Origin of the sequence: Subsaximicrobium wynnwilliamsii (genome assembly GCF_007997225.1) — a bacterium.
Classification (GTDB): Bacteria; Bacteroidota; Bacteroidia; order Flavobacteriales; family Flavobacteriaceae; genus Psychroserpens; species Psychroserpens wynnwilliamsii.
Genome location: NZ_VORM01000017.1, coordinates 75,136 through 99,587, shown reverse-complemented (window position 1 = coordinate 99,587; position 24,452 = coordinate 75,136). Strand labels below are relative to the sequence as shown.

Below are 24,452 nucleotides of genomic sequence, written 5' to 3'. Positions count from 1 at the left end.
CATGAAATTAGAATCAAAAAAAACAATCATACCCAAGTCTGCGGAAGAAACCTATCATTTTTTATCCGATGTCAAGAACTTTGAGAAGCTAATGCCAGAAAACATTAGCAAATTCGAAGTTTTAGGAGAAGATAAATTCCTCTTCGCTCTTAAAGGCATGCCAGAAATTGTGCTTAAAAAGAAAGAGGCCATCCCTTACAATAAAATTATTCTAGGCGCTGCTGGCGGAAAATTGGATTTTTCATTAACTGCCATAATTCTTGAGATTACCGGAGACTCCAGTGAAGTACAACTCAAGTTTGAAGGCGAATTCAATGCGATGATGGGCATGATGATTAAAAGCCCCATCAACAAATTTTTAGAGACCTTAGCTACCAATCTGCCTAAAGAAGTCTAGAATAGTAGCTTGACGTCTTTGAGATCGAAGGTTTTTAGAATATTATCTTCAACTCTAATCTGAAGCAATCCAACATCTGAAACCCCTTTGATAAAACCGGAAAAACGATGACCATCAGGCGTTTGAAACGTTGAAGGTTTGTCTTTTCTAAAGAGTGCCGCTTCATAGTCTTTTTTCACATTTTCAAGTTTACCTGTTTCAAGACGCTTCATTTCAACAACTACCTGCTCTGCCAGGCGTTTTAAAAGTTGATCTAAATCATGATCCACACCAGTTATGGATTTTAATGAGGTCGCTTGTGATAAATCACCAAACTGGGTTTGGTTCACATTTAGGCCAATACCTATAATGGTGGTTTCCATTAAAGTGTTCTTAATGCTGTTTTCAATTAAGATGCCTGCAATTTTCAGGTTGTCTGCCAAAATGTCGTTGGGCCATTTTACATATAATTGCCTCAAATGAAATTCACGCAAAACCTTCAGCAAAGCTAAAGAAGTGGCCATGCTAATATAAAAGGCCTGATGAATCTCCAAATACGAAACCTTAGCATAGATGCTCGCTGTGAGATTTTTTGAAGCTTCAGATTGCCATTGTGTACCCATTTGACCTCGACCTTGAGATTGTTTTTTGGCAACCACCACGGTATAATTCTCTAGTGATTCTTGGGTCTTTAAATTCCGTAAATAAGAATTTGTGGAGTCAATGGCATCAAGTTTGATAATATTCATGCGAGAAAGCAGATAAAAATTATAGATATCTTATGAATTTTTACCGCTTGTAAACCGCAAAAAAACAATAACTTTGCACAAAATTAAACCAAATTAATGGCTAAAAAAAATATAAGCCCAGATCAACTTATAACCACCATTATTGCTGGTATTGAAGATGTAAAGGGTAAAGAGATAACAATTTTAGACTTAAGAGAAATTGAAAATACCGTTTGTGATTATTTTATCATTTGCGAAGGCAGCTCAAATACTCAAGTAAATGCCATTGTGAACTCCATTCAGAAAAAAGTAAGCAAAGAGCTTAAAGACAACCCTTGGCACGTTGAAGGTAGCGACAATGCCGAATGGGTGTTGATGGATTATGTCAATGTGGTAGTACATGTTTTTCAGAAGCAAATTAGAACCTACTACGATATTGAAAGTCTTTGGGGTGACGCTAAGACTACCGTTATTGAATCAAGTTATCAAAAATAACATATTAATAAATAAGTACCACAACCGTGATATATACGTATGGCAAAAGACAATAACAATTTAAATAAAAAACCAAAATTCAGTCCTTACTGGATCTACGGTTTTATTATAGCTGCTTTTTTAGGGTTTCAATTGATCTCCGGCGGTTTGAGCGGCAGTGACGTTAAACAAATCAATCCAAACCAGTTCTTTGAATTCATGAAGGATGGCGATGTTGCAAAAGTAAACATCATCAACAATCGTGAGGCACGGGTTTATCTCGTCAAAGAAGCTTTAGCCAAAGAAGTTCACAAGGGCACCAAACCTAATAATATTTTACCTTCTGTATCACCTCAAGCCAATTATAGTTTTGAGTTTGGTGATTTAAAATTATTTCAAGAGGAGATTAATAAAATCAAAGCCGAGAGCAATCTTACCGTCCCTGTATCTTTTAAAACGGAGGAAAACGTTTGGGGTAATTTCATTTTCTCCTTACTGCCATTCGTATTGATTATTGGTGTTTGGATCTTTATCATGAGACGCATGTCAAGCGGCGGCGGTGGCGGTGCCGGTGGTCAGCTTTTCAATATAGGAAAATCAAAAGCCAAGCTTTTCGATGAAAAGACTGATGTAAAAACGTCCTTTAAAGATGTTGCAGGCTTGGAAGGCGCTAAAGAAGAGGTTCAGGAAATTGTTGATTTCTTGAAATTTCCCGAAAAATACACCTCCTTAGGTGGTAAAATCCCTAAAGGTGCTTTGTTGGTAGGCCAACCTGGTACTGGAAAAACCTTATTGGCAAAAGCAGTAGCCGGTGAAGCCAAAGTTCCTTTTTTCTCACTATCTGGATCAGATTTTGTTGAAATGTTCGTAGGCGTTGGCGCATCTCGTGTGCGTGACCTTTTCAAGCAAGCCAAGGAAAAATCACCTTCCATTATCTTTATCGACGAAATCGATGCCATTGGTCGCGCTAGAGGTAAGAGTAATATGTCAGGCTCTAATGATGAACGTGAAAATACGCTCAACCAATTATTGACAGAGATGGATGGCTTTGGAACCAATACCAATGTTATTGTCTTAGCCGCGACGAACCGTGCCGATGTTTTGGATAAAGCTTTAATGCGCGCAGGTCGTTTTGACAGACAGATTTTCGTAGATCTTCCCGACGTTCGCGAGCGTAAAGAGATCTTTGAGGTACATTTAAGACCTATCAAACAATCTGAAAAACTGGATATTGACTTTTTGGCCAAACAAACACCTGGTTTCTCTGGTGCCGATATTGCAAACGTTTGTAACGAAGCTGCATTGATCGCTGCCCGTAATGGCAAGAAAGCAGTAGATAAACAAGATTTCTTGGATGCGGTAGACCGTATCGTTGGTGGGCTTGAAAAGAAAAACAAGATCATTACTAAAGACGAGAAGAAAGCCATTGCTTATCACGAAGCTGGCCACGCCACAGTGAGTTGGATGCTGGAACACGCAGCACCTTTAGTTAAAGTAACCATCGTACCAAGAGGGCAATCTTTGGGCGCTGCATGGTATTTGCCAGAAGAGCGACTCATTGTGAGACCAGAACAAATGTTGGATGAAATGTGTGCCGCCCTTGGCGGTAGAGCTGCTGAAAAAGTTATTTTCGATAAAATATCAACAGGCGCTTTGAGCGACTTGGAGAAAGTAACCAAACAGGCAAGAGCCATGGTAACCATCTATGGATTAAGTGAAAAGGTAGGTAATCTAACCTATTACGATTCTTCGGGACAGTCTGAATATAATTTTTCAAAACCATACAGTGAGAAAACTTCAGAACTTATTGACAATGAGATATCAGATATCATTGAAACACAATATAGACGTGCTATCGCGCTTTTAGAAGACAACAAGGATAAGCTTACGCAACTAGCAGAAGTTCTGCTTGAAAAAGAGGTAATCTTTAAAGACAATCTCGAAAAGATATTTGGCAAGCGTCCTTTTGAGAAGAGAGAATTGATCACGCCAGAAGACACTCCTGCTTCAACTGGAGCAGAGGTAAAAGGCGAGGAAATCAAGATTGAGGACGATAAGTAACAAGATTATCTAAATTTCATATAAAAAACTTAAAATATCGCATCGATACTTTAAGTTTTTTTATATTTGGTCAACCCTATACTGTTAAAGGTTAATAGCAATTTATTACATGAGTCTATTTCGTAAAATCTTCGGCTTGAAAAACACACCCGAGGAAACCATAAAAAACGAAGAGAGAGGCAAATATATGCCTGAAGTTAAGTTGCCTATTGATGAACAGTTCACGATCAATTTCAAAGCAAATGGCGGGAAATTTCTGTATTGTGAGAATATGCAGGAAATTCAACAGAATTTAAAATTCATCCTTTCTGAAAACAATTGGCAAAACGAAAAGGTCTTCATCTATGACGAGCAACTAAACCAACTGTTCAAGGCTATGGACTTTGATGCTACGAAAAAGGTTTCTGAAAGTACTTATTTCTTCTCCACCTGTGAGTATCTCATTGCTGATGATGGTTCACTCTTAATATCTTCCAACCAAATTGCCGAAAAGAAACTTAAGGAACTCCCAGACCACTTAATTATTTTTGCCACCACGAGTCAATTTGTGCAAAATATAGGCGAAGGCTTAAGAGGCATTAAACACAAAAGCAAGCAGAATTCTAAAATCCCCACCAACATTACCACCATCAAACATTTCAAGACCATAGAAGACAAAGACTTTCTTTCTTACGGAAGCAGCTCAAAAAACCTATATTTGTTGCTCTTAGAAGATTTATAGATGAAGGAACTTCGTACGCGTGCCCTGTCGGGCATTATTTACATAAGCTTATTGATTGTATCGCTCTATTGGCAGCATGCGCTAATTGTACTTTTTTTCCTCTTCGGAATGGTTTGTATGGGCGAATTCAAAAAACTCATTCAACTCAAAAGCATTTGGCCTTACATCGTCTTTGCCGTATTGTATGCTGGTTTTGCATATTGGGAATCCATTTTAACAACTTCTTCAGGATACGCAGAAGCCTCTCAAATACTCTTGGTAATCACCATTTTTGTGCAGCTCCTTTTGATTAAGGATCTGTTTTCAGAAAAAATAATACCCTTGTTTGAAACCAAACGCTTTATCATTACCACCTTCTACCTTTCGAGCGCATTTGTCTTTTTGATTTCCATTGCCAATTTTGAGCGTAACTTCACACCCTTGCTCTTATTGGGCGTCTTTATATTGGTCTGGGTCAACGATACCTTCGCTTTTTTGGTAGGGAAAAACTTCGGAAAGCAGAAATTATTTTCCAGTATTTCTCCCAAAAAAACAGTTGAAGGCTTTTTGGGCGGACTCTTTTTTGCCTGTATCGCAAGTTATTTCATTGCAAGATTTACAGAAACCCTTAACTTTACCCATTGGCTAATGCTCGGTATCATTGTAAGTGTTTTTGGCACTTTGGGCGACTTGATTGAATCCAAATTTAAACGTCAAGCCAAAGTCAAGGATAGTGGCGTGATCATGCCTGGTCATGGCGGCCTCCTAGATCGACTGGATAGTATTATATTTGCTGCAGCATTTGTATTTTTGTACTTAAGACTCATAACCTATGTTCCATAAAGAAGGCTATAAAATCATTGTGATCACATTCGCCATAGTCGTGGCAGCAGTGCTCTTGATCGATACTTTTGTAAGCTTAGCTTGGCTGCGAATGACATTGATTGTTTGCACAACCCTATTATTGATCCTGATCCTTCAGTTTTTTAGAAACCCAAAGCGACAAACTATTTTAGGCGAACATACGGCGATGTCGCCCGTGGACGGTAAGGTGGTCGTTATTGAGGAAGTTTTTGAAAAAGAATTTTTCAAAGATAAACGCATACAGATCTCTGTATTTATGTCGCCTATTAATGTGCACGTTACGCGATTCCCAATTAGTGGCAAAGTGATCTATAGCGAATACCATCCAGGAAAATTCCTCGTGGCATGGCACCCAAAATCAAGTGAGGAAAACGAACGCACAACAGTTGTGGTCGAAAACGATAGTTTCGGAAAGGTGCTGTACCGCCAGATTGCTGGAGCAATGGCCAAACGTATCGTGAATTATGCAACTCTGGAAGAGGAAGCCATACAAGGCGCCGATTCCGGTTTTATAAAATTCGGGTCACGTGTGGATGTGTTTTTGCCATTGGATGCCAATATCAAAGTGAAACTCAACCAAAAAGTACGAGGCGGTGAAAGTATCATTGCAGAATTGACAAAATGACTTCAGAAGAGTTACATATAGAGTTTGAGGAAGCGGTAGAACGCATTAACAGTTTTAAAGAACCCTACCCTGCCGATTTGTTGTTGCGTCTTTATGCCTACTTCAAAAAAGCCAGCAACGACTACAGAAGACCTAGCAGTAGCAAACCCATCATTAATGCCTTTAAGACCAATGCGCTGTTTCAAGTTAAGGATGTCACACAAGATGAGGCAAAGCGTATCTATATTGATCTAGTCAACAATTATTTTCTGTATAGAAAATAAAAAAGCAGAATCTGGTAAGATTCTGCTTTTTCAATATTGGGAAAACTCAAATTAATTGGCTCTGAGAGCTTTAATCAACGCTTTCTTTTTCATAGTGCTTCTTCCGCTTATACCAACAGTTTTTGCCTGTTCGTACAATTCTTTCATCGTTCGTTCTTCATAAGGCTTAGCTCCTCCACCCTTTTTACCAGGGTTTTTAGTATTGGCTATTTTTGCAGCCTTTTCCTTACTATAACCTTCGTCGCGTAGAGCTTCATACGTTTCATCGTCTTTGATACTTGGCCCATGATCTGTTTGTTTTCCCATAATATATGGTATCAAATATTAAGCAACTTGCTCTTCATGCTTACCTTCATAGACTTCCTCTACTAATTTAGAACAAAATGCCGGTAAATCATTTGGAGTTCTACTCGTTACCAAGCCTTCATCTACAACAACTTCTTCATCAACCCAATTTGCTCCTGCATTGATCATGTCGGTCTTTATAGAACTGAAAGAGGTAATTTTTCGTCCCTTGAGCACATCAGCTTCAGCCAACATCCATGGTCCATGGCATATTGCTGCAACAGGTTTTTTGTGTTCAAAAAAGGAGCGTGTAACGTTTACTGCGTGCTTGTTGCGTCTCAAAACGTCTGGATTGATTACACCACCTGGCAATACCAAGGCGTGATAATCTTTTTGATCGACCTCGCTCAATGTTTTGTCAACATTATACTCTGGTCCCCAATTTCCATCGGCCCAAGATTTGATTTTTCCTTTTTCTTCTGAAATGATATGCACGTCGGCCCCAGCTTTTTTCAAAGCATTCATTGGCTCCCTAAGTTCACTTTCTTCGAATCCGTTAGTTGCTAAAATGGCTACTGTCTTTTTATTTAAATCTTTCATGTTATTTAGTTTTAGTAATATTAATGATTACTTCAATATACAGGTTAGATAGGCCAAACCCTAATGTTTACAAGGCTTTAACGAAGATTTAGCAGGAAGTGTTAAGGCTTCTTAATGTTGGGCCAGAATCTTGACCAAGAGCTCTCGGAGTAAATCGCCTTGCGGCACAGCGTTAGAATTCACGCCCTTACCCTTGACATCAAATTCACGCAAGGTCGCGATGACTTGACTCACACGGCGCATGGGAAAATTGCGTGCTGCCGTAAGGTACTCATCTACAAAATAGGGATTGATCTTTAATGCAGTAGCCACGTCTCTAGGATTTCTGCTGCTCATGCCATGAAGGTGCAGCAAACTGGCAAAAAAGCCGAATAGCAACGAGACCGTGACCACCATGGGATTATCTTTTGGATTCTCGCCAAAGTAGTTTACGATTTTGAAAGCTTTAACCGTATCTCTATAACCAATGGCTTTGCGCAATTCAAAATTGTTGTAGTCTTTGCTTATGCCTATGTTCTGCTCGATGTGTTCTGGTGTGATCTGGCTGCCTTTCGGCAAAACGATCTTGAGCTTATTGAGTTCGTTACTGATCTTGCCCAAATCATTCCCTAGAAATTCCACCAGCATTTGGGAGGCTTTTGGGGTAATGCTATAATCTTGACCAGACAACACCCGATTGATCCAGCTGGGCACTTTGTCTTCGTAGATTTTCTTGCTTTCAAAAACCACCCCTGTTTTCTTGATGGTCTTGTACAAGGTCTTGCGCTTATCAATAGACTTATACTTGTAGTTTAGCACCAAAACCGTGCTAGGCTGCGGGTTTTTGGCATAGCGTTCTAAATTGGCAATGGTACGCGAGAGGTCTTGGGCCTCTTTGACAATAATCACTTGCCGCTCGGCCATCATCGGGTAGCGCTTGGCATTGCTTTCAATATCTTCTACGGAAACATCTCGTCCATAAAGCACCATTTGATTGAAACCCCTTTCTTCTTCGGAAAGTACATTCTTCTCTATAAAATCTGAAATAGCGTCTATATAATAAGGCTCCTCGCCCATAAGAAGGTAAATAGGCTTGATCTGGCCTTTTTTGATGTCTGCTACAATTGTTTTAACGTCGTCCAACTCTTGAAAATCTTAAAGTTCATTCGCCTAAAAACCGAAACATGGGTTTGGTTTTTAGATTTCGGTCAAGGTAAACTATCTTTGGAAAAAATGAGGATTAGTGCTTCAAGATTTGAATTTTCCGAAGTTTACATTTCGATTCAAAAATAGCGAAAATAAAGTTTCCATTTTTGATGAGATCCGTAAAAAGTTCATCATTCTTCAGCCCGAAGAATGGGTACGCCAACATACCGTGCGATTTCTCATGGAACATAAAAATTATCCAAAATCGCTCATTAACGTCGAAAAGGAACTCAAGCTAAACGGCTTGTCAAAACGCTACGATGTAGTCGTGTTCAACCCAGACGGAAGTCTCCACCTTATTGTGGAATGCAAAGCTCCCAAAATCAAGATCAACCAATCCACCTTCGACCAGATCGCTCGTTATAATTTAGAGCTCAATGCCACCTATTTAATGGTCACTAACGGAATTAATCATTACTATTGCCAGATGGATTTTGAAAATGAAAAATATGTGTTTCTGAAGGATATTCCGGAGTATGAGTCTTGAAACTGAACTTGAAATTGAAGTTGATCATGAACGTGAACATGAACTTGAATTTGAATTTGAAATTGAATTTGAATTGCTCGCAACATTGAAGAATCATCAATGAAAATATCGTATACAAAACATTGGAAACGTTTAAATTGCAAAATTATAGATATCACATTCGGCAAACAGAACTTGCTTGACGTAAACCATTGACTAATTAATACAACTAAAAAGCTTCCTTAGGGGAATTTAGCGCTTAACCTTAAACCTTGTAACTTGAAAATAGCAATCGTCATATTAAATTGGAATGGAAGGAAGTTGCTCGAGAACTTCTTAGCTTCCGTTGTGGCGCATGCTTCAGGAGCTGCTGTTTATGTGGCCGACAATGCGTCTACCGATACTTCGATACAGTTTATAAAAACCAGCTTTCCGAAGGTAAAAATTATTCAAAATAGCACTAATGGCGGCTATGCCAAAGGTTACAATGACGCCTTAAAACAAGTGGATGCCGAGGTGTTTTGTTTGCTCAACAGTGATGTTGAAGTGACCGCAGGTTGGTTAGATTCCATTTACACTGAATTTGAGACACATCCCGAAACTGCCATAGTTCAACCTAAGATTTTAGATTATAAAAAGAAAGACCATTTTGAATATGCTGGTGCTGCAGGCGGATTTTTAGACCGATATGGTTTTGCATTTTGTCGTGGGCGTATTTTTGAGAGTATTGAGAAAGATGAGGGCCAATACAATGACCGAAGCTCAATCTTTTGGGCCTCTGGAGCTTGCTTTTTTATTAGGAAATCCACTTTTGACGCCCTCAATGGCTTTGACGAACACTATTTTGCCCATTTTGAAGAGATTGATCTTTGCTGGCGGGCATTCAACAAAGGTTTTGATTGCGTCTATATTGGCCAATCAACCGTCTATCACGTGGGCGGCGCCACTTTAGAGCCCGCAAATCCTAAAAAAACATATCTCAATTTTAGAAACAGTTTGTACACCATCACAAAAAACACTGGCTATTTCTTGCCGGGCATTTTATTTAGCAGGATGCTTCTGGATGGCATCGCTGGACTTCGGTTTTTGTTACAATTGAAATTCGATCATTTTTGGGCTATTCTCAGGGCGCACTTCACATTTTATTCCAATTTGCCTCGTCTTTTGAAACAGCGAAGAATGCTTCCGCAGAAAAAAAACCATGAGCTAATACAGTCCATTGTTTGGGCTTATTTTATCAATAAAAAACGCCGGTTTAAATTTCTCACATAAGTGTTAAAGTTTTAGTTAAAGCTTGCGAAGGCCTACGTTCTTTTATATAATTTTGGTAAGTTAAATTTTAACCATTTATACTAAAACTCATTATGAAAAAACTAATGCTATTAAGCGTCGTTGGGATGTTAATTATGTCATCCTGCGTGTCCAAGAAGGAATTTACGGCACTCGAGGCGAAACAAAAGGAAACCCAAGATCTTTTAAATACTGCAACTGTTAAATTAAACAGCTGTCTTACTGATAAAGCTGCTTCAGATGCAAGAGTATCAGGACTGCAAGATCAATTGGCAGACATGCGCAGTACAAACCTAGATTTGATCAACACCAAAGGAAATTTGACCACCTTGACTCAAAAAGGTGCTGAAAACCTAGAAAAATCTCTTGAAAGCCTAAAAGAAAGAGATCTTAAAATCACTCGTTTGCAAGATGCGTTGACCAGAAAAGACAGTGTAACATTGGCAATTGTTTCAAGTTTGAAACGTGATGTTGGATTGAATGATCCAGACATCCAAATCAATGTAGAGAAAGGTGTTGTTTATATCTCAATCGCCGACAAATTGTTATTCCAAAGCGGAAGCTACAATGTGACTTCAAGAGCAAGAGAAATTTTAGCTAAAGTCGCAAAAGTGGTTAACAGCAAACCAGACTTTGAAGCTATGGTTGAAGGTCATACGGATTCAGTACCATACAATAAAGGTGGTGTATTAGTTGACAACTGGGATTTAAGTGTGAAACGTGCTACGTCTATCGTAAGAGTATTGGAAGATTTAGGCGTGAATCCTAAGCAATTGGTAGCAGCGGGACGTTCAGAATATGTGCCATTGGTACCAAACGACTCTGTAGAAAACAGAGCAACCAACAGAAGAACCCGTATTTTGGTACTTCCAAAAATCGATCAGTTCTACGAAATGGTTGAAAAAGAAATGAAAAATCTTGCTGAAAGTGAAAAATAATTTGCTTTAAGTTTTATAAAGTAAAAGCCCAATCGAAAGATTGGGCTTTTTTTATGGGCTGAATTTAATTTCCTTTCATTAATCTGCGAGGATAGAGTTGCTTTTGGCTTTTAAAACATCTACAGTCAGCTCTGAGCTTCAAACACTCCACTTCACGCTTCGTGCTTCAAAAAATCTCCAAACTCCCTTTGCCTTCCCGAACGACTTTTGGTTCAGCTTCAGACAAGTCAATCACCGTGGAAGCTTCATTGTCGCCATAACCACCATCAATAACTAGATCGACTAGTTTATCCCATTTTTCAAGAATGAGTTCTGGATCTGTGGTGTATTCCAACACATAATCCTCATCTCGAATGGAGGTTGAAATTATAGGATTGCCAAGTTGCTTGACGATTTCCAAAGCGATCTTATTGTTTGGCACTCTAATACCAACTGTTTTTTTCTTTTTAAATGGATTTGGTAAACTTTTGGAACCAGGCAATATAAAAGTGTAGGGCCCGGGAAGCGCACGCTTTAAAATCTTAAAGGTGGCCGTGTCAATCTGTTTCACGTAGTCACTTAAATTACTCAAATCATGGCAAATAAATGAAAAGTTTGATTTTTCCAATTTCACGCCTTTGATTCGGGCTACTTTTTCTAAAGCCTTCATATTATTGATGTCACAGCCCAAGCCATAGACGGTATCGGTTGGGTAAATGATGAGTCCGCCATTTCTCAAAACCTCAACGACCTTTCTAATTTCCTTGGGATTTGGGTTCTCTTCGTAAATTCTTATTAATTCAGCCATAATATGTATCTTAACTTTACGTTTACAAAATAAATAATATTTCAACATGAAGCACATAAAAATAACCTTACTCGCACTTTTTATCGCTTTCGGCTTTACCTCGTGCTCAGATAACGATGCTTCTCCATCTCCAGAAAACAATCCTGATCTACTCTATCAAGAAACGCTCAATGTATCTTACGGAAATGATACAGACCAGAAATTCGATCTTTATCTTCCTGCCAATAGAACTTTAGATACAAAGGTAATGATTATGATCCATGGCGGCGGATGGATTTCTGGCGATAAGGCCGATATGAATTTTCTCAAGGATTTAATGCGCCTCGACTTGCCCAATATCGCCATTGTGAATATGAATTACAGATTGGCAGATGCGAATAATCCGCCAATCCCAATGCAAATCGATGACATTAGTACGGTCGTGGATATGCTGAAGGCAAAGCAGGACGAGTATGTGATTTCAGACGATATTGGGTTTGTTGGCGTGAGTGCTGGCGCTCATTTGTCATTACTGTGGAGTTATGCCCATGACAGCAACTCACAAGTTAAAATGGTTGGCAGTGTCGTAGGACCAACAAACCTAACCGATCCAGCCTATTTGGAATCTGAGAATCCCTATTTACTGCAACTTATAGAAGTTTTCGGAATCGACACCTCCTCCGCTTTTCTTGAAAGTGTTAGTCCGTATCATCAAGCAACGACTAGCTCACCTCCAACAATTTTATTCAATGGCGGTAATGACCCACTGGTTCCCACAAGCCAAGGTATTGATATGGATGCTAAATTAAGTAGCTTGGGCGTGACCCATTCGTTTACCCTGTATCCAGAAGAAGGTCATGGATGGACAGGCGCAGCGCTATTAGACACTTGGATCTCCTTTAAAGCATTTACAAAAACCCATTTGGAAGATTAACCTCAACGCAGTTAAAGCACTTTACTTGAGGCATTGATAATAAAATCTTTTCAATAGAGTTCCAAACCCTGAACAGGCTTTGAGCTTTGAGCTTTGAGCTTTGAGCTTTGTACTTTAAAATCAACCCAACACATCCAACTTTGCAAAGCGCAACAACAGATTTTTCACACCGCCGTGCTCAAAGTTGATTTCTGCCTTGGTGTCTGGTCCTTTGCCTTCAAGCTTAAGCACCTCCCCTTTTCCGAAGCGGGAATGCTCCACAATACTGCCAACCGCCAAATCACCATCAAATAAATTGGTCTTGAAATTATTCGCGTTGGCAGCTCCCGTTTTTTTAACCGGCTTTAAGTTTTTTGGTGCTACAAATTTTGGGGTTTTAGCTTCAGACTTCCGTGTTATAGGCTTCTTAAACCGAATATGGTTTGGCTCCACATCTCCAAAAATATCTGCACTCAACATGGGATTTTGACGCGGATCATTTACTGGCGTCATCACATCCAAATACTGCTCATCAATTTCCTCTATGAATCGGCTAGGTTCAGCATCTATGAGTTTTCCCCAACGGTAACGTGATAAAGTATAAGTGAGATAGGCTTGTTTTTCGGCGCGGGTTAATGCCACATAAAATAAACGTCGCTCCTCCTCCAACTCACTTCTGGTATTCATGCTCATCGCACTTGGGAAAAGATCTTCCTCCATGCCCACAATATACACATACGGAAACTCCAAACCTTTGGCCAAGTGAATGGTCATCAAAGCCACGCGGTCATCGTCGCCTTTGTCATTATCCAAATCGGTCGCCAAGGCAACATCTTCCAAGAATTCGGCTATGTTGCCGGTGGCATCCACCAATTCCATTTGGCCTTCCACAAAATCCTTGATCCCGTTTAAAAGCTCCTCAATATTTTCGAGACGCTGAATGTCTTCTGGCGTGCTTTCCTTATTGTATTCTTTAATAATGCCAGACGCTTTGGCCACATGTTCTGCCAATTCAAAAGCATTTGCCGATTGGTTCATGACCTGAAAACTCTCGATCAAGGTTACAAAATTCTTCAGCTTATTTCTTGTGCCAGAATTCACATTGACCTCTGTTTGATCAATATGCTTCATGACCTCAAATATGCTTTTTTCGTAACCGTTGGCGGCCACCACCAATTTATCAACCGTGGTTTGGCCTATGGCACGAGACGGGAAATTGATGATACGTTTCAAGGCTTCCTCATCGTTGGGGTTGATGATCAACCGCAAATAGGAGAGCACATCCTTGATTTCCTTCCGTTGGTAAAAAGATAAACCACCGTAAATGCGATAGGGAATTCCTCGTTTTCTCAAGGCATCTTCCATGGCACGGGATTGCGCGTTGGTACGGTACAAAATGGCAAAATCATTGTCCTTGAGCTGGTCGTTCATTTTGTGCTCAAAAATGGAACTGGCCACAAAACGGCCTTCATCACCATCGGTCATCAAACGGTTGACCTTAATTTTTCCACCATCGTCGTTGGCGGTCCATACAATTTTTTCAAGTTTAGTTTTGTTCTTATCGATGATGGAATTGGCAGCATTTACGATATTTTTTGTCGATCGATAATTCTGTTCTAAACGAAACACTTTCACATCGTCATAATCCTTCTGGAAATTGAGAATGTTGTTGATATTCGCGCCACGGAAGGCATAGATACTCTGCGCATCATCGCCTACCACGCAAATATTCTGAAATTTATCAGACAAGGCTCTCACAATCAAATACTGCGAATGGTTGGTATCTTGGTACTCATCAACCAGAATATATCGAAAACGGTTTTGATATTTGGCCAGCACCTCCGGAAAACGGGTAAGCAACTCATTGGTGCGCAGCAAGAGATCATCAAAATCCATCGCACCAGCCTTAAAGCAGCGATCCACATAGTTTTTATAGATATCGCCCATGCGCGGTCGCTTGGCCATGGTATCGGCTTCGATCAATTCAGCGTTTTGGAAATATGCCCTTACTGTAATCAAGCTATTTTTATAGGAAGAAATCTTTGAGCGTACCTGCTTCGTTTTATAGACATCCTTTTCTAGTCCCATCTCTCTAATGATGGCACCAATAAGTTTATCGGAATCCTGGGTGTCATAAATCGTGAAATTACTAGGGAAGCCCAGTTTATCGGCTTCGATGCGTAAGATTTTAGCAAACACCGAGTGAAAAGTGCCCATCCATAGATTCTTGGCTTCGCTGGTACCAACAATATCGGCAATACGGGTTTTCATCTCCTTCGCTGCCTTATTGGTAAAGGTCAACGACAAAATATTGAAGGGATCGACACCTTGATGCATCAAATAGGCAATGCGATAGGTCAAGACCCTGGTCTTACCGGAACCCGCACCGGCAATGATAATCATTGGGCCATCCTTTTGAAGGGTAGGTTCTAATTGGGCCTCGTTTAACTGACTTAAATACTTTTCCATAGTGTCTTCAAAAATAAAACACTCTGCCACTTAAAACAACCGTATGTGTTTAAAGTTATAAACGATTGGGGTTAAAATATAATAGGATCAGAGGAGAACTTTTACGAACTCTATAAAAGCGATTAAAAAAATCTATTCCTTCTTCCCGCCACCAGTCATTGCTGAAAGCAATCCACTTTTAGCATTGAGCCAGACGAAGTTGAAAACAGACTTCGTTTTATCGCGCTCCACATTTTCAGCGTTTCCGTAGCGATAATCATCTTCTTTTTTCTGACTGGTTTTTGCAACAAATAGGTTGACAATCCCAGAAAGCAGTTTGTTTTTGTCTTTGCCATCTCCTTTTAAAATGTTAATGTCAAATTGGGCGTAATCCGTTTTAAGGTCAATGCTTCCGGTATTGGCGTTTGCATCTATGGTGAAAAAGGTTTTATTCAATTCACCATCTAAGGTAATGTTGAGATTTGGGGTCATGAATGGGTTCAAATCCTCGGCTTTGAGCAATCCCAAATCGGCCTTAAAGATAAAATGATCATTGACATCTTGCACATCAAAATCCCAATTGACCTTGAGCGGGGTGCTTTTCATGAAATTGGTACTAATCTCAATTTCAACGGGGGCTTCATAAGTATTGCCAACATTAAGCATGCTGGCCTCCAATTGCCCAAACTGCAATTCACCGGCCGGCTTATCTTGTTTGACCTTTTCCTCATAAAGGATACTGCTTTCCTCAATCAACAGCTCATCCAGAGCCAGGTTGAACTTCAATTCGCGCAGCATTTTGCTGTAAAGATCTTTTCTCGTGGGATCATCGGCCACCAACTTGTCACGATAAACATTCAGTTTCAATCCGTTTATCAACACTTTTTTACTTCGGAAATCAAAAATGGAATCCCCATGAAAGCCCGCATCTTGTTCAAATACTTCCGCGGAAGCGATTGTGACATCAAAATGATCGCGTTCTTTTTTGATGCGTTGTGAGAGCTCTGATTTGGAGTATTTGGTCTTGATGGCCACGCCGGAAAACTTGGAATGCGTTTTAGTAACACTGATGGAATCCACATACAAATCGTCAAATTCGTTGGTCTGAAACTTTAGATTTTTAGTTGAAAAAGTCAGGTCCTTAAACTCAAGGGGCAGTTTTGACGCTAAGGTTTCAGCGTTGACACTAATCCCCTCAAGTTTGAATTCAAGATTATTGGTTTTGAAAATCAGGGAATCTGAAGCTTGGTCAAAAACTTCGATCGAAGCGTTTAAAATCTCAAAGGATTTGACATTAACGTCTTGTTTCAGTTTAGCATTTCCTGAACCTTTATAGGCTTCATTTTTAATTAGCTTGTTATGAAAGTAGGTAATTTCAGGAGCATTCAGTACAATTCTATCCAAATTGATATTAGCATTGAAAATTAAATCCCAATAACTCAAATCTTCAATAGTGAAACTTTCCAGCTTGATTTTAGCATTTGTGCTTTGCGTGGTTTTTCCTTTAATGCTAAGCAGCGGTTTTTCTAATGTCACACTCCCGCTTAACACACTAATATCTGCGGCCTCATATTGCAATTGGATGTTTTCGGGCAAATTGGCAACCATGGATTCCAATTTTTGTTTGGCGAAGTAATTTGCGATCAAAAAGCAAATGATTAACACTACAGCGATGATGCCTACTATAGCTAGGGTTTTTTTGGTTTTTTTTGACATGACCTAAAGATAGCGCAACAATAGTTTTATAACAATATATTTTAAATATCTTTACAATTAATCCCCTTTCAAAGATGGATACCGTATTAGATTTTATCTCGCGCATTTCTTGGTGGCAATGGATTTTGATTGTAATCGTCATCGTTGCGATTCGTGACGTATTGCAACGCAGTCACAGTATTAGCCATAATTTTCCTATCGTTGGGCACTTTCGATATTGGTTGGAAAGCATTGGTCCGGAATTGCGTCAATATCTAGTTGCGAATAATAGAGAAGAGCTTCCCTTTAACCGTATTGAACGGGGTTGGGTCTACGCCTCTTCCAAAGATGAAAACAACTATGAAGGCTTTGGCACCGATCGTGATATTTATGCGCACCAACACATTTTTGTCAACAATGCCATGTTTCCCTATAAAATAGGCGAAAACCATCCCAACACGATTGACAAAACTTTTTTGCCTTGCGCTAAAGTCATGGGCATATACCACAAACGCGCAAAACCTTACCGGCCAGGATCTGTAATCAATGTTTCTGCCATGAGTTTCGGCTCACTTTCGGCCAAAGCCATAGAGTCTTTGAATAAAGGGGTTAAGATTGCTGGCGCTTACCACAATACAGGAGAAGGTGGATTATCGCCCTACCACAAGCACGGAGGCGATGTCGTTTTTCACTTCGGAACCGGTTATTTTGGCGTTCGAGGTAAAGACGGTAAATTTTCAATGGAAAAGATGAAACAATTGGTCATCGACAATCCGTTTATCAAAGCCATTGAAATCAAATTATCACAGGGCGCCAAACCTGGAAAAGGAGGCGTACTGCCAGGTTCAAAAATCAGTAAGGAAATTGCTGAAATTAGAGGTGTAGAAGTCGGTAAGACTGTATTATCACCTCCAAATCACAGCGCATTTTCAACCGTACCTGAAATGGTAGCGCTTATTGAAGCCATTGCCAAAGAAACCGGCTTACCAGTGGGAATAAAAGCAGCCATTGGCAAATTGGAACAATGGGAAGAGCTTGCCGATTATATGGTAAAAACCGATACTGGACCAGATTTCCTTACCATTGATGGTGGTGAAGGTGGAACGGGAGCTGCCCCACCAAGTTTTGCAGACCATGTAAGCCTACCTTGGACTTATGCGTTTGAGGATATTTATGAATTGTTTAAACGCAAGGAACTCTGTGAGCGTATCGTATTTATAGGAAGCGGAAAATTGGGCTTTCCAGCAAAAGCTGCGATGGCCTTTGCCATGGGTGCCGATTGTATAAACGTGGCTCGCGAGGCCATGATGAGCATCGGTTGTATCCAAGCGCAGATTTGCCATACCAATCGTTGCCCTAGTGGTGTCGCGACTCAAAACCAATGGTTGCAACGCGGTATCAACGTACCATTAAAGTCGGAGCGAATGGCACAATATTTCAAAACCTTTAGAAAGGAACTTATTGAAATTACACATGCTACTGGATATGAGCATCCTTGCCAATTCAACATGGCTGATATTGAAATGAATGTTGATGACCACAACTTGTCCAAAAAGTTGAGAAATGCCTACCATTACAGCAAAGTACCGGTGGACTTTGAATCGATGCAAGCACTTAAGGATTGCACGTATTTAGGAGGAAAACCTTTTGACCCAGATAGTGAGGAGGTTGAAGGCGATAATACTTTAAATAATTAATGACTATAAAAAGATCACAAAGAAAATATGGAAAATGACATTTTAGCACTACTTTTTTACTGCGTTCCTGCTGCCATTACTGGAGCTGTAGCCTATTATTTTTTTAAGGAACATGTGAGCAACGAAGATAAAAGACGCGATTATTTAATAAAAAAAGATTTGCAGAAAGAGGCTTTGCCTTTGCGATTGCAAGCTTATGAACGCATCTCCTTGTTTTTGGAACGCATAAAACCATCTCAACTTTTGCTTCGTGTATCGCCAAACTCCAACGATAAAGCAGATTATGAAACACTCCTTATTGCTAATATTGAACAGGAATTTGAACATAACCTCTCCCAGCAGATTTACGTAACCGATAAGTGTTGGAACATTACCGCCACTGCTAAAAATGCAACCATTCAAATGATTAGGAAAGCCACCATGTCTGATAACGTGGATTCTGCCGATAAGGTTCGAGAGGTCATCTTAACCGAACTTATGGATAAACGCTCGCCAAGTGATGCTGCGCTGTCATTTATTAAAGAGGAAGTGACCAGTATGTGGAGCTGAATTAGTTCAAGGTTTGAGGTTCAAGATTCAAGATTTTATTGTTTTTGGAACCTCAACTTACTACTTTTTTATAAAAATTTAAAATTGATGGGGCTTCCAGTTATGAGAATGCATTTGCGCAATTGGGATGTTTTAATGTCCAATAAAGCAGCACCTTTTCACGGTAAGCTATGGTCTGTGATTCTTACAAACGCTAGTGAACCCCATATTTTTGAAGAGTACTTATTTGAAATTCTAAACTTTGAATTTTGAATTCAAAACTTTGAACTCAAGCCCCCAAATCATTCTAGGTTGGTATTGATTTGACTGCTTTCCTGATCTTTCAGTTTGGCGTAGTTAACACCACGTTCCCACCATTGGGTCATTTTATCTTTTCTGAATACTAATGAATTTGTGGTCAAAACTGTTGGTGTGTAGTAAAAATTGATGATTGCATCATTGTTGGTCGCAACAAATTTGCCGATCCTGATGTTGCTGTTTTCAATCCTATCCACCATAAAGGCGAACATATTGGTCATCAATGAGAAAGCATTGAGCGATGGCATTCTATTGAATTGGGTCACTTCTGTTTGTAAAATTATAGCATCAACAACCGTTGCCCCGCGCTTAATGGCTTCTTCAATAGGCACCATTGAGCCCAAACCACCATCGGCATACTCGCATCCGTTTTTGGTGACCAAAGACATGAATGGGGTGTAGTTGCAGGAAATCCAAACCCATTCACAGAAATCCTCATAATCAAAGTCATTAATGGATTTGTACTCCACTTCGTTGAGGGATAGATTGGAAACCGTGACCACAATGTCAACATCCATTTGTTTTAAAGTCTCAAATTCAGCTATGGTTATGGTATCCTTAATTAGTGCCTTGAGATTGTAACTTTCCCCGAAGGTCTTACTGCCTCGCAACAGATTAAGCAGCACATTAAAGTGATTGATGCCAATGGTTTCTACTCCTTTTTTGCGTTTGATGTAAAACGGACAAACATTGAAAATAGAGTTTTGATTCACATTGGTGTAGACCCTCTTTATTTTTTCCACTTTTTGAAGCGCCAAATGCGAGACCAACAAGCTTCCTGTGGATGTGCCGATGAACAAATCATACTTATGTCCCTTCTTCTCCATAAGGTATTGCGCCACACCTCCAGCAAATGCTCCTTTACTTCCTCCTCCCGATATGACTAATGCTCTCAAATTTTATTGGTTTTTTGATTTTTTATATCGGAAATAGTTGCCTTCAATTCTGGATTGGTTTCCAACTCGGCCAATAGGGTTTTGGCAAATTTTGAAAACTGCCACACCGGATGCTTGGTCGCTTCCATCAAACTTGTGACAGATTGCTTTTCAAATGCACCCAACAATTTTAAGTATCTAAACGCATTCATGCGCAATTCAAAATGTGCTTTGGGTAAGGAATAGCCTATCAATTCATCTAAAACCGCTTGCTTCGTTTCGGGCTGGTATTCTATGGTATTCAAATTAAGCGCCAACCAAAGCAAGCGTACATTTTTATCATTAAAGCCCAAAACATCCTTGGTTTTCTGTAAATATTTGACCCGATCTTCAGGAAAATTTACCCATAAATTATAAAGTGCGTTTTCAATGGTTACATATGATTTATCGTTCAACAGACTTTCATATTCGGCTTTGATTTCCTTAGGAATATCTTGTACATATCCTGAAATTGCCTGTCTTACTTCCAAGCTATTTCTAAAAGCTTCCGCTTCAATATGAGTTGGCATCTGGCTGATGATCTTGATTTTTGCCTTATCGGAAACAGTGGATATTAAATAATCCTTGCAGCTTTCAGAATACGTCTCACAATTTATATCGAAATAGTCGCGCATAAAATCCGATTTTTTCAGACTCCTTACCATTGCATCCTCTGGGAGTACCTTCGTGTTGAGCCATTCGTTTTCAAAACCACTCAAATCAAAACCACTGGCCTGCTCTACTTCAGTTATAAAATCCTCGGTTTCAACATTCGCAAAAGCATGTTTGTTCAAATAGGTTTTTACCGCCAATTTAAAGACGCTATCGCCAACTTGTTCCCTTAAACTATGCAAAGCCCAAGCGCCTTTTTTGTAAAAGGTAGCACTGCTAGATTTTGGGTCCAGCAAAGAAGTGCTCTCGCCAGCTTCCTCTTGAGCGATGAGTTCTTGGGCATTTTCAAACAATTGCCAATAATAATGTTCATCTCCAAAAATCTCACGCTCTGCCAATAAGGCGTAATATGTGGCGAATCCCTCTTGCAACCAATGGTGCTCGCTGGAAGTTGCGGTTACATAATTTCCAAACCACTGGTGAGCCAGCTCATGGGCATTTACCGTGATGTAATTTTTATCAGTATATCCAATGGAATCTACCACGAAGCTATCGGAAAAGATAGTGAGGCTTGTGTTTTCCATCCCCGAGTACAGAAAATCCTTAACAGGCACCTGTTTGTAATTTTGCCAGGGAAAGGCTAGGCCAATCTCCGTTTCCAAAAAATCAAACATGCGTTTTGAATAGCGATAGGTAGGCTCCACCTTTGAAGCGTCTTCAGGGTAATAGTAAAATTCTAGGGGTGTCCCGCTTTTTGAGGTTTCGGACTTTTTGCTGTATTTACCTATGGCCAAAGCCAGCAAATAACTTGACATGGGCTGTTGCATATCGTAATGCCACGTCGTGGTATTTGCTTCTACGGTCTTGTTTGTCAAACTGCCATTGGCCAAAACTTCAAATCCGTTTTCATAGGTTATGGAGAGATCAAATTCAATCTTATCGTTTACATCATCGATGCTTGGCAACCAATTGCTGGTGTATTTGCCTTGACCTTGGGTCCAGATTTGATCATCTACAAAATACAGCGCCTTTTTGGGTTGCATTTGGTAATCAAAAACAACATTGTAAGTAGTGCCTGCTTCAAAAGCATTGATAAGATAAAGCTTGTCTTCGCCAATGTAAGTTGTGATGTTTTTATGCTGAATGGAATTGTTCTCACTTGTAACTTCCGACTTCAACTTCAAATGCTTGGCATCTAAAAAAATAGAATCTGTATGTTCTAAAATCTCAAACCTTACAGCGATTTTTCCGTGTATTGCTTCGTCTGCTTTTGAAAAGCTCAAGTCTGCCTTTATGCTCTTAAAATCTACCGTCGCTGTTTGCTGGGCAGAACAAATTCCGAAGAAAAATATTAAAAGGGTAAGATTAAAAAATAACTTCATGTTTTGGGTTTGCTAAAGATGAGACTAAAATAAGAAAATTTAGTTGGTTCCAATGGAGCTCATCGGTTTAAAAAGCTGCGAGGTCTTGGATAAGGTTTCGACCGAATTGGTTAAATTCGCAACTATGAGCGTCAACCTTCAAACTCCTATTGATTACCTTAAAGGTGTGGGTCCCCAACGTGCCGATTTGCTGCGCAGTGAGTTGGGCATACATACCTATCAAGATTTGCTCAACCTGTTCCCAAACCGGTATTTGGACCGTACACAATATTACAAAATCAACCAATTGCAACGCAACAGTGCCGAAGTTCAAATCATTGGCAAGGTGGTTGGATTTCAAGAAATCGCACAGAAAAGAGGCAAGCGCTTGGTTGCCAAGTTTCAGGATGACACAGGAATCATGGAATTGGTATGGTTTCGTAGTCAAAAATGGATTCGTGATAACATAAAACCCAATGTGCCCTATGTGATCTTCGGAAAGGTAAATTGGTTCAATGGCACATTCAGTATGCCGCATCCAGAGATGGAAGTGTTGCAAGAACATGAAAACAACCTGCGCTCTTCGATGCAGGCCGTATATCCTTCCACCGAAAAATTATCCAATAAAGGCGTAACCAATAAAGTGCTCAACAAAATCATGCAGAGTCTGTTTTTGGAAACCAACGGACGCTTTGTTGAAACCCTGCACGAACCCCTTCTCGACGAATTGAAATTGATGCGGAAGTCTGAGGCGCTCTTCAACATCCATTTTCCGAAAAACCAAGAGCTTTTGGCCAAGGCAGAATTTAGATTGAAGTTTGAGGAGTTATTTTACATTCAGCTGCAATTAATTCTGAAGAACCTCATCCATAAAGCCAAAATCAAGGGTTTCAATTTTGATTCCGTTGGCACTTATTTCAACACCTTCTACAAAAACCACTTGCCATTTGACCTTACCAACGCTCAAAAACGGGTGCTTAAGGAAATTAGGCAAGACCTAGGCAGCAACGCCCAAATGAACCGCCTTTTGCAAGGTGATGTAGGCTCGGGCAAGACCATCGTTGCTTTTATGTCTATGCTCATGGCCTTGGATAATGGCTTTCAAGCCTGTCTCATGGCACCTACTGAAATCTTGGCGATACAGCACTTTCAAGGCTTGGGAGAATTAGCGGCAGAAATGGATATCAGCATCAAACTGCTCACAGGATCCAGTAAGACCAAGCAACGCAAAATCATACATGAAACTCTTGAAAATGGCGAATTGCAAATCTTGATTGGTACCCATGCGCTATTAGAGGATAAAGTAAAATTTCAAAACTTAGGGCTGGCGATAATTGATGAGCAACACCGTTTTGGTGTGGCGCAACGTTCTAAATTATGGGAAAAGAATTCTATCCCGCCACATATTTTAGTGATGACCGCGACGCCGATCCCGAGAACCTTGGCAATGTCTGTGTATGGCGATTTGGATATTTCGGTCATTGATGAATTGCCACCAGGTAGACAAGCGATCAAAACCGTGCATCGCTTCGATAAGAACCGACTTAAGGTCATGCGTTTTATGCGTGATGAGATTGAGAAAGGCAGGCAAATCTATGTGGTTTATCCGCTTATTCAAGAAAGTGAAAAGATGGATTATAAGGATTTAATGGATGGTTATGAAAGTATTGTGAGGGATTTTCCGCAGCCTAAATATCAGATTTCCATTGTTCACGGACAAATGAAGCCGGCCGATAAAGATTTTGAAATGCAACGTTTTGTGAAAGGCGAAACGCAGATCATGGTAGCGACTACGGTTATAGAGGTTGGGGTCAATGTGCAAAATGCTTCTGTAATGATCATTGAGAGTTCTGAGCGGTTCGGGCTTTCGCAACTGCACCAGTTGAGAGGTCGCGTAGGTCGAGGTGCAGAGCAAAGCTATTGCATCTTAATGACCGGCCATAAACTGAGCCAGGACAGCAAAGTGCGTTTGGAGACCATGACCAGAACCAGCGATGGTTTTGAAATTGCCGAAGTGGATTTGAGGCTTCGCGGTCCTGGGGACATTATGGGCACCCAGCAAAGTGGCATTCTAAACTTAAAGATTGCCAATATCATAAAAGATAAAGACATCTTACAAAGTGCTCGTTTTTATGCAAAACGAATCTTAAGCAACGACCCCTCCTTAGTGCAACCCGAACATCAAGCGATTCTCAATACCTATCGCGCACTCGGCAAATACAAAAATATTTGGAATTATATATCGTGACGTTGTGGCGTTGTGGAATAAAGAACCCCATTTTGGTTTAGTACCAAACTTCGATATTCGATATTCAAAATTCTGAATTCTGAATTCGTACTATATT

23 protein-coding genes are annotated in these 24,452 nt (G+C 40.0%); 14 read left to right on the top strand and 9 right to left on the bottom strand.

Annotation, left to right across the window (positions count from 1 at the left end; translation table 11 throughout):
- Position 1 precedes the first annotated feature (1 nt).
- Complete coding sequence (locus ESY88_RS14275; protein ID WP_147087432.1) at positions 2-397, top strand: SRPBCC family protein; 396 nt, start codon at positions 2-4, stop codon at positions 395-397.
- Here ESY88_RS14275 and ESY88_RS14270 read toward each other — a convergent pair.
- Complete coding sequence (locus ESY88_RS14270) at positions 394-1,125, bottom strand: biotin--[acetyl-CoA-carboxylase] ligase (RefSeq protein ID WP_147087431.1); 732 nt, start codon at positions 1,123-1,125, stop codon at positions 394-396. The two genes, ESY88_RS14275 and ESY88_RS14270, sit on opposite strands and share 4 nt — an antisense overlap.
- A 96-nt stretch (positions 1,126-1,221) precedes the next feature.
- Between ESY88_RS14270 and rsfS the strand changes: the two genes are divergently transcribed.
- The 6 genes from rsfS (at position 1,222) to ESY88_RS14240 (ending at position 6,091) form a co-directional block, all read left to right on the top strand.
- Positions 1,222-1,599, top strand: coding sequence for a ribosome silencing factor (rsfS, locus tag ESY88_RS14265; RefSeq protein ID WP_147087430.1), 378 nt, complete (start codon positions 1,222-1,224; stop codon positions 1,597-1,599).
- 39 nt (positions 1,600-1,638) lie between these two features.
- On the top strand, positions 1,639-3,639 hold the full coding sequence (gene ftsH, locus ESY88_RS14260) for an ATP-dependent zinc metalloprotease FtsH (protein WP_147087429.1): 2,001 nt from the start codon (positions 1,639-1,641) through the stop codon (positions 3,637-3,639).
- 109 nt (positions 3,640-3,748) lie between these two features.
- The gene (locus ESY88_RS14255; protein ID WP_147087428.1) at positions 3,749-4,360 is read left to right on the top strand and encodes an LUD domain-containing protein; all 612 of its coding nucleotides are present in this window, start codon (positions 3,749-3,751) and stop codon (positions 4,358-4,360) included.
- Entirely contained in the window at positions 4,361-5,182 is an 822-nt protein-coding gene (locus ESY88_RS14250; protein WP_147087427.1) for a phosphatidate cytidylyltransferase, read from the top strand.
- Positions 5,172-5,828, top strand: a complete 657-nt coding sequence (locus ESY88_RS14245) for a phosphatidylserine decarboxylase family protein (protein ID WP_147087426.1) — start codon at positions 5,172-5,174, stop codon at positions 5,826-5,828. The genes ESY88_RS14250 and ESY88_RS14245 overlap by 11 nt, the downstream gene beginning before the upstream one ends.
- The gene (locus ESY88_RS14240) at positions 5,825-6,091 is read left to right on the top strand and encodes an acyl-CoA-binding protein (RefSeq protein WP_147087425.1); all 267 of its coding nucleotides are present in this window, start codon (positions 5,825-5,827) and stop codon (positions 6,089-6,091) included. Before ESY88_RS14245 ends, ESY88_RS14240 begins: the two co-directional genes overlap by 4 nt.
- 51 nt (positions 6,092-6,142) lie before the next feature.
- Here the strand turns inward: ESY88_RS14240 and ESY88_RS14235 are convergent, their stop codons facing one another.
- From ESY88_RS14235 to holA, 3 genes are all read right to left on the bottom strand, one after another.
- Entirely contained in the window at positions 6,143-6,397 is a 255-nt protein-coding gene (locus ESY88_RS14235) for a DUF7218 family protein (protein ID WP_147087424.1), read from the bottom strand.
- A gap of 18 nt (positions 6,398-6,415) precedes the next feature.
- On the bottom strand, positions 6,416-6,976 hold the full coding sequence (locus tag ESY88_RS14230; RefSeq protein ID WP_147087423.1) for a type 1 glutamine amidotransferase domain-containing protein: 561 nt from the start codon (positions 6,974-6,976) through the stop codon (positions 6,416-6,418).
- Between the two features lie 111 nt (positions 6,977-7,087).
- Complete coding sequence (gene holA / locus ESY88_RS14225; RefSeq protein ID WP_147087422.1) at positions 7,088-8,098, bottom strand: DNA polymerase III subunit delta; 1,011 nt, start codon at positions 8,096-8,098, stop codon at positions 7,088-7,090.
- Positions 8,099-8,198: 100 nt separating this feature from the next.
- Between holA and ESY88_RS14220 the strand changes: the two genes are divergently transcribed.
- The 3 genes from ESY88_RS14220 (at position 8,199) to ESY88_RS14210 (ending at position 10,855) form a co-directional block, all read left to right on the top strand.
- Entirely contained in the window at positions 8,199-8,648 is a 450-nt protein-coding gene (locus ESY88_RS14220) for a type I restriction enzyme HsdR N-terminal domain-containing protein (RefSeq protein WP_147087421.1), read from the top strand.
- Positions 8,649-8,906: 258 nt separating this feature from the next.
- A complete protein-coding gene (locus ESY88_RS14215) occupies positions 8,907-9,899 on the top strand; it encodes a glycosyltransferase family 2 protein (RefSeq protein WP_147087420.1) in 993 nt (330 codons plus the stop codon).
- 92 nt (positions 9,900-9,991) lie between these two features.
- Positions 9,992-10,855 carry an OmpA/MotB family protein gene (locus ESY88_RS14210; RefSeq protein ID WP_147087419.1) on the top strand — a complete coding sequence of 288 codons (864 nt, stop codon included), beginning with the start codon at positions 9,992-9,994 and terminating at the stop codon, positions 10,853-10,855.
- A 166-nt stretch (positions 10,856-11,021) separates the two neighbouring features.
- Here ESY88_RS14210 and ESY88_RS14205 read toward each other — a convergent pair whose 3' ends face one another.
- On the bottom strand, positions 11,022-11,642 hold the full coding sequence (locus tag ESY88_RS14205) for an L-threonylcarbamoyladenylate synthase (protein ID WP_147087418.1): 621 nt from the start codon (positions 11,640-11,642) through the stop codon (positions 11,022-11,024).
- A gap of 46 nt (positions 11,643-11,688) precedes the next feature.
- Here ESY88_RS14205 and ESY88_RS14200 point away from each other — a divergent pair, with 46 nt between their 5' ends.
- Positions 11,689-12,555 (top strand): alpha/beta hydrolase, encoded by an 867-nt coding sequence (locus ESY88_RS14200; RefSeq protein ID WP_147087417.1) that lies wholly within the window; start codon positions 11,689-11,691, stop codon positions 12,553-12,555.
- A gap of 120 nt (positions 12,556-12,675) precedes the next feature.
- Here the strand turns inward: ESY88_RS14200 and ESY88_RS14195 are convergent, their stop codons facing one another.
- Both ESY88_RS14195 and ESY88_RS14190 read right to left on the bottom strand, forming a co-directional pair.
- On the bottom strand, positions 12,676-15,003 hold the full coding sequence (locus ESY88_RS14195; RefSeq protein ID WP_147087416.1) for an ATP-dependent helicase: 2,328 nt from the start codon (positions 15,001-15,003) through the stop codon (positions 12,676-12,678).
- Between the two features lie 132 nt (positions 15,004-15,135).
- On the bottom strand, positions 15,136-16,698 hold the full coding sequence (locus ESY88_RS14190) for an AsmA family protein (RefSeq protein WP_147087415.1): 1,563 nt from the start codon (positions 16,696-16,698) through the stop codon (positions 15,136-15,138).
- 74 nt (positions 16,699-16,772) lie between these two features.
- Here ESY88_RS14190 and ESY88_RS14185 point away from each other — a divergent pair, with 74 nt between their 5' ends.
- Together ESY88_RS14185 and ESY88_RS14180 are read left to right on the top strand one after the other, a co-directional pair.
- Positions 16,773-18,374 carry an FMN-binding glutamate synthase family protein gene (locus ESY88_RS14185; RefSeq protein WP_147087414.1) on the top strand — a complete coding sequence of 534 codons (1,602 nt, stop codon included), beginning with the start codon at positions 16,773-16,775 and terminating at the stop codon, positions 18,372-18,374.
- A gap of 27 nt (positions 18,375-18,401) precedes the next feature.
- Positions 18,402-18,923 carry a DUF7935 family protein gene (locus tag ESY88_RS14180; protein ID WP_147087413.1) on the top strand — a complete coding sequence of 174 codons (522 nt, stop codon included), beginning with the start codon at positions 18,402-18,404 and terminating at the stop codon, positions 18,921-18,923.
- Between the two features lie 281 nt (positions 18,924-19,204).
- On the opposite strand, the gene ESY88_RS14175 is transcribed toward ESY88_RS14180, so the two are convergent.
- Positions 19,205-20,116, bottom strand: coding sequence for a patatin-like phospholipase family protein (locus ESY88_RS14175; RefSeq protein WP_147087412.1), 912 nt, complete (start codon positions 20,114-20,116; stop codon positions 19,205-19,207).
- Complete coding sequence (locus tag ESY88_RS14170) at positions 20,113-22,128, bottom strand: M1 family metallopeptidase (RefSeq protein WP_147087411.1); 2,016 nt, start codon at positions 22,126-22,128, stop codon at positions 20,113-20,115. Before ESY88_RS14170 ends, ESY88_RS14175 begins: the two co-directional genes overlap by 4 nt.
- Before the next feature lie 124 nt (positions 22,129-22,252).
- Between ESY88_RS14170 and recG the strand changes: the two genes are divergently transcribed.
- The gene (gene recG / locus ESY88_RS14165) at positions 22,253-24,355 is read left to right on the top strand and encodes an ATP-dependent DNA helicase RecG (RefSeq protein WP_147087410.1); all 2,103 of its coding nucleotides are present in this window, start codon (positions 22,253-22,255) and stop codon (positions 24,353-24,355) included.
- The last annotated feature ends 97 nt before the right edge of the window (positions 24,356-24,452 follow it).

Bases quoted from the DNA above. Each gene is read 5' to 3' on its own strand.
- ESY88_RS14275 (WP_147087432.1), top strand. From the start codon at position 2: ATGAAATTAGAATCAAAAAAAACAATCATACCCAAGTCTGCGGAAGAA.
- ESY88_RS14270 (WP_147087431.1), bottom strand. From the start codon at position 1,125: ATGAATATTATCAAACTTGATGCCATTGACTCCACAAATTCTTATTTA.
- rsfS (WP_147087430.1), top strand. From the start codon at position 1,222: ATGGCTAAAAAAAATATAAGCCCAGATCAACTTATAACCACCATTATT.
- ftsH (WP_147087429.1), top strand. From the start codon at position 1,639: ATGGCAAAAGACAATAACAATTTAAATAAAAAACCAAAATTCAGTCCT.
- ESY88_RS14255 (WP_147087428.1), top strand. From the start codon at position 3,749: ATGAGTCTATTTCGTAAAATCTTCGGCTTGAAAAACACACCCGAGGAA.
- ESY88_RS14250 (WP_147087427.1), top strand. From the start codon at position 4,361: ATGAAGGAACTTCGTACGCGTGCCCTGTCGGGCATTATTTACATAAGC.
- ESY88_RS14245 (WP_147087426.1), top strand. From the start codon at position 5,172: ATGTTCCATAAAGAAGGCTATAAAATCATTGTGATCACATTCGCCATA.
- ESY88_RS14240 (WP_147087425.1), top strand. From the start codon at position 5,825: ATGACTTCAGAAGAGTTACATATAGAGTTTGAGGAAGCGGTAGAACGC.
- ESY88_RS14235 (WP_147087424.1), bottom strand. From the start codon at position 6,397: ATGGGAAAACAAACAGATCATGGGCCAAGTATCAAAGACGATGAAACG.
- ESY88_RS14230 (WP_147087423.1), bottom strand. From the start codon at position 6,976: ATGAAAGATTTAAATAAAAAGACAGTAGCCATTTTAGCAACTAACGGA.
- ESY88_RS14210 (WP_147087419.1), top strand. From the start codon at position 9,992: ATGAAAAAACTAATGCTATTAAGCGTCGTTGGGATGTTAATTATGTCA.
- ESY88_RS14205 (WP_147087418.1), bottom strand. From the start codon at position 11,642: ATGGCTGAATTAATAAGAATTTACGAAGAGAACCCAAATCCCAAGGAA.
- ESY88_RS14200 (WP_147087417.1), top strand. From the start codon at position 11,689: ATGAAGCACATAAAAATAACCTTACTCGCACTTTTTATCGCTTTCGGC.
- ESY88_RS14195 (WP_147087416.1), bottom strand. From the start codon at position 15,003: ATGGAAAAGTATTTAAGTCAGTTAAACGAGGCCCAATTAGAACCTACC.
- ESY88_RS14190 (WP_147087415.1), bottom strand. From the start codon at position 16,698: ATGTCAAAAAAAACCAAAAAAACCCTAGCTATAGTAGGCATCATCGCT.
- ESY88_RS14185 (WP_147087414.1), top strand. From the start codon at position 16,773: ATGGATACCGTATTAGATTTTATCTCGCGCATTTCTTGGTGGCAATGG.
- ESY88_RS14180 (WP_147087413.1), top strand. From the start codon at position 18,402: ATGGAAAATGACATTTTAGCACTACTTTTTTACTGCGTTCCTGCTGCC.
- ESY88_RS14170 (WP_147087411.1), bottom strand. From the start codon at position 22,128: ATGAAGTTATTTTTTAATCTTACCCTTTTAATATTTTTCTTCGGAATT.
- recG (WP_147087410.1), top strand. From the start codon at position 22,253: ATGAGCGTCAACCTTCAAACTCCTATTGATTACCTTAAAGGTGTGGGT.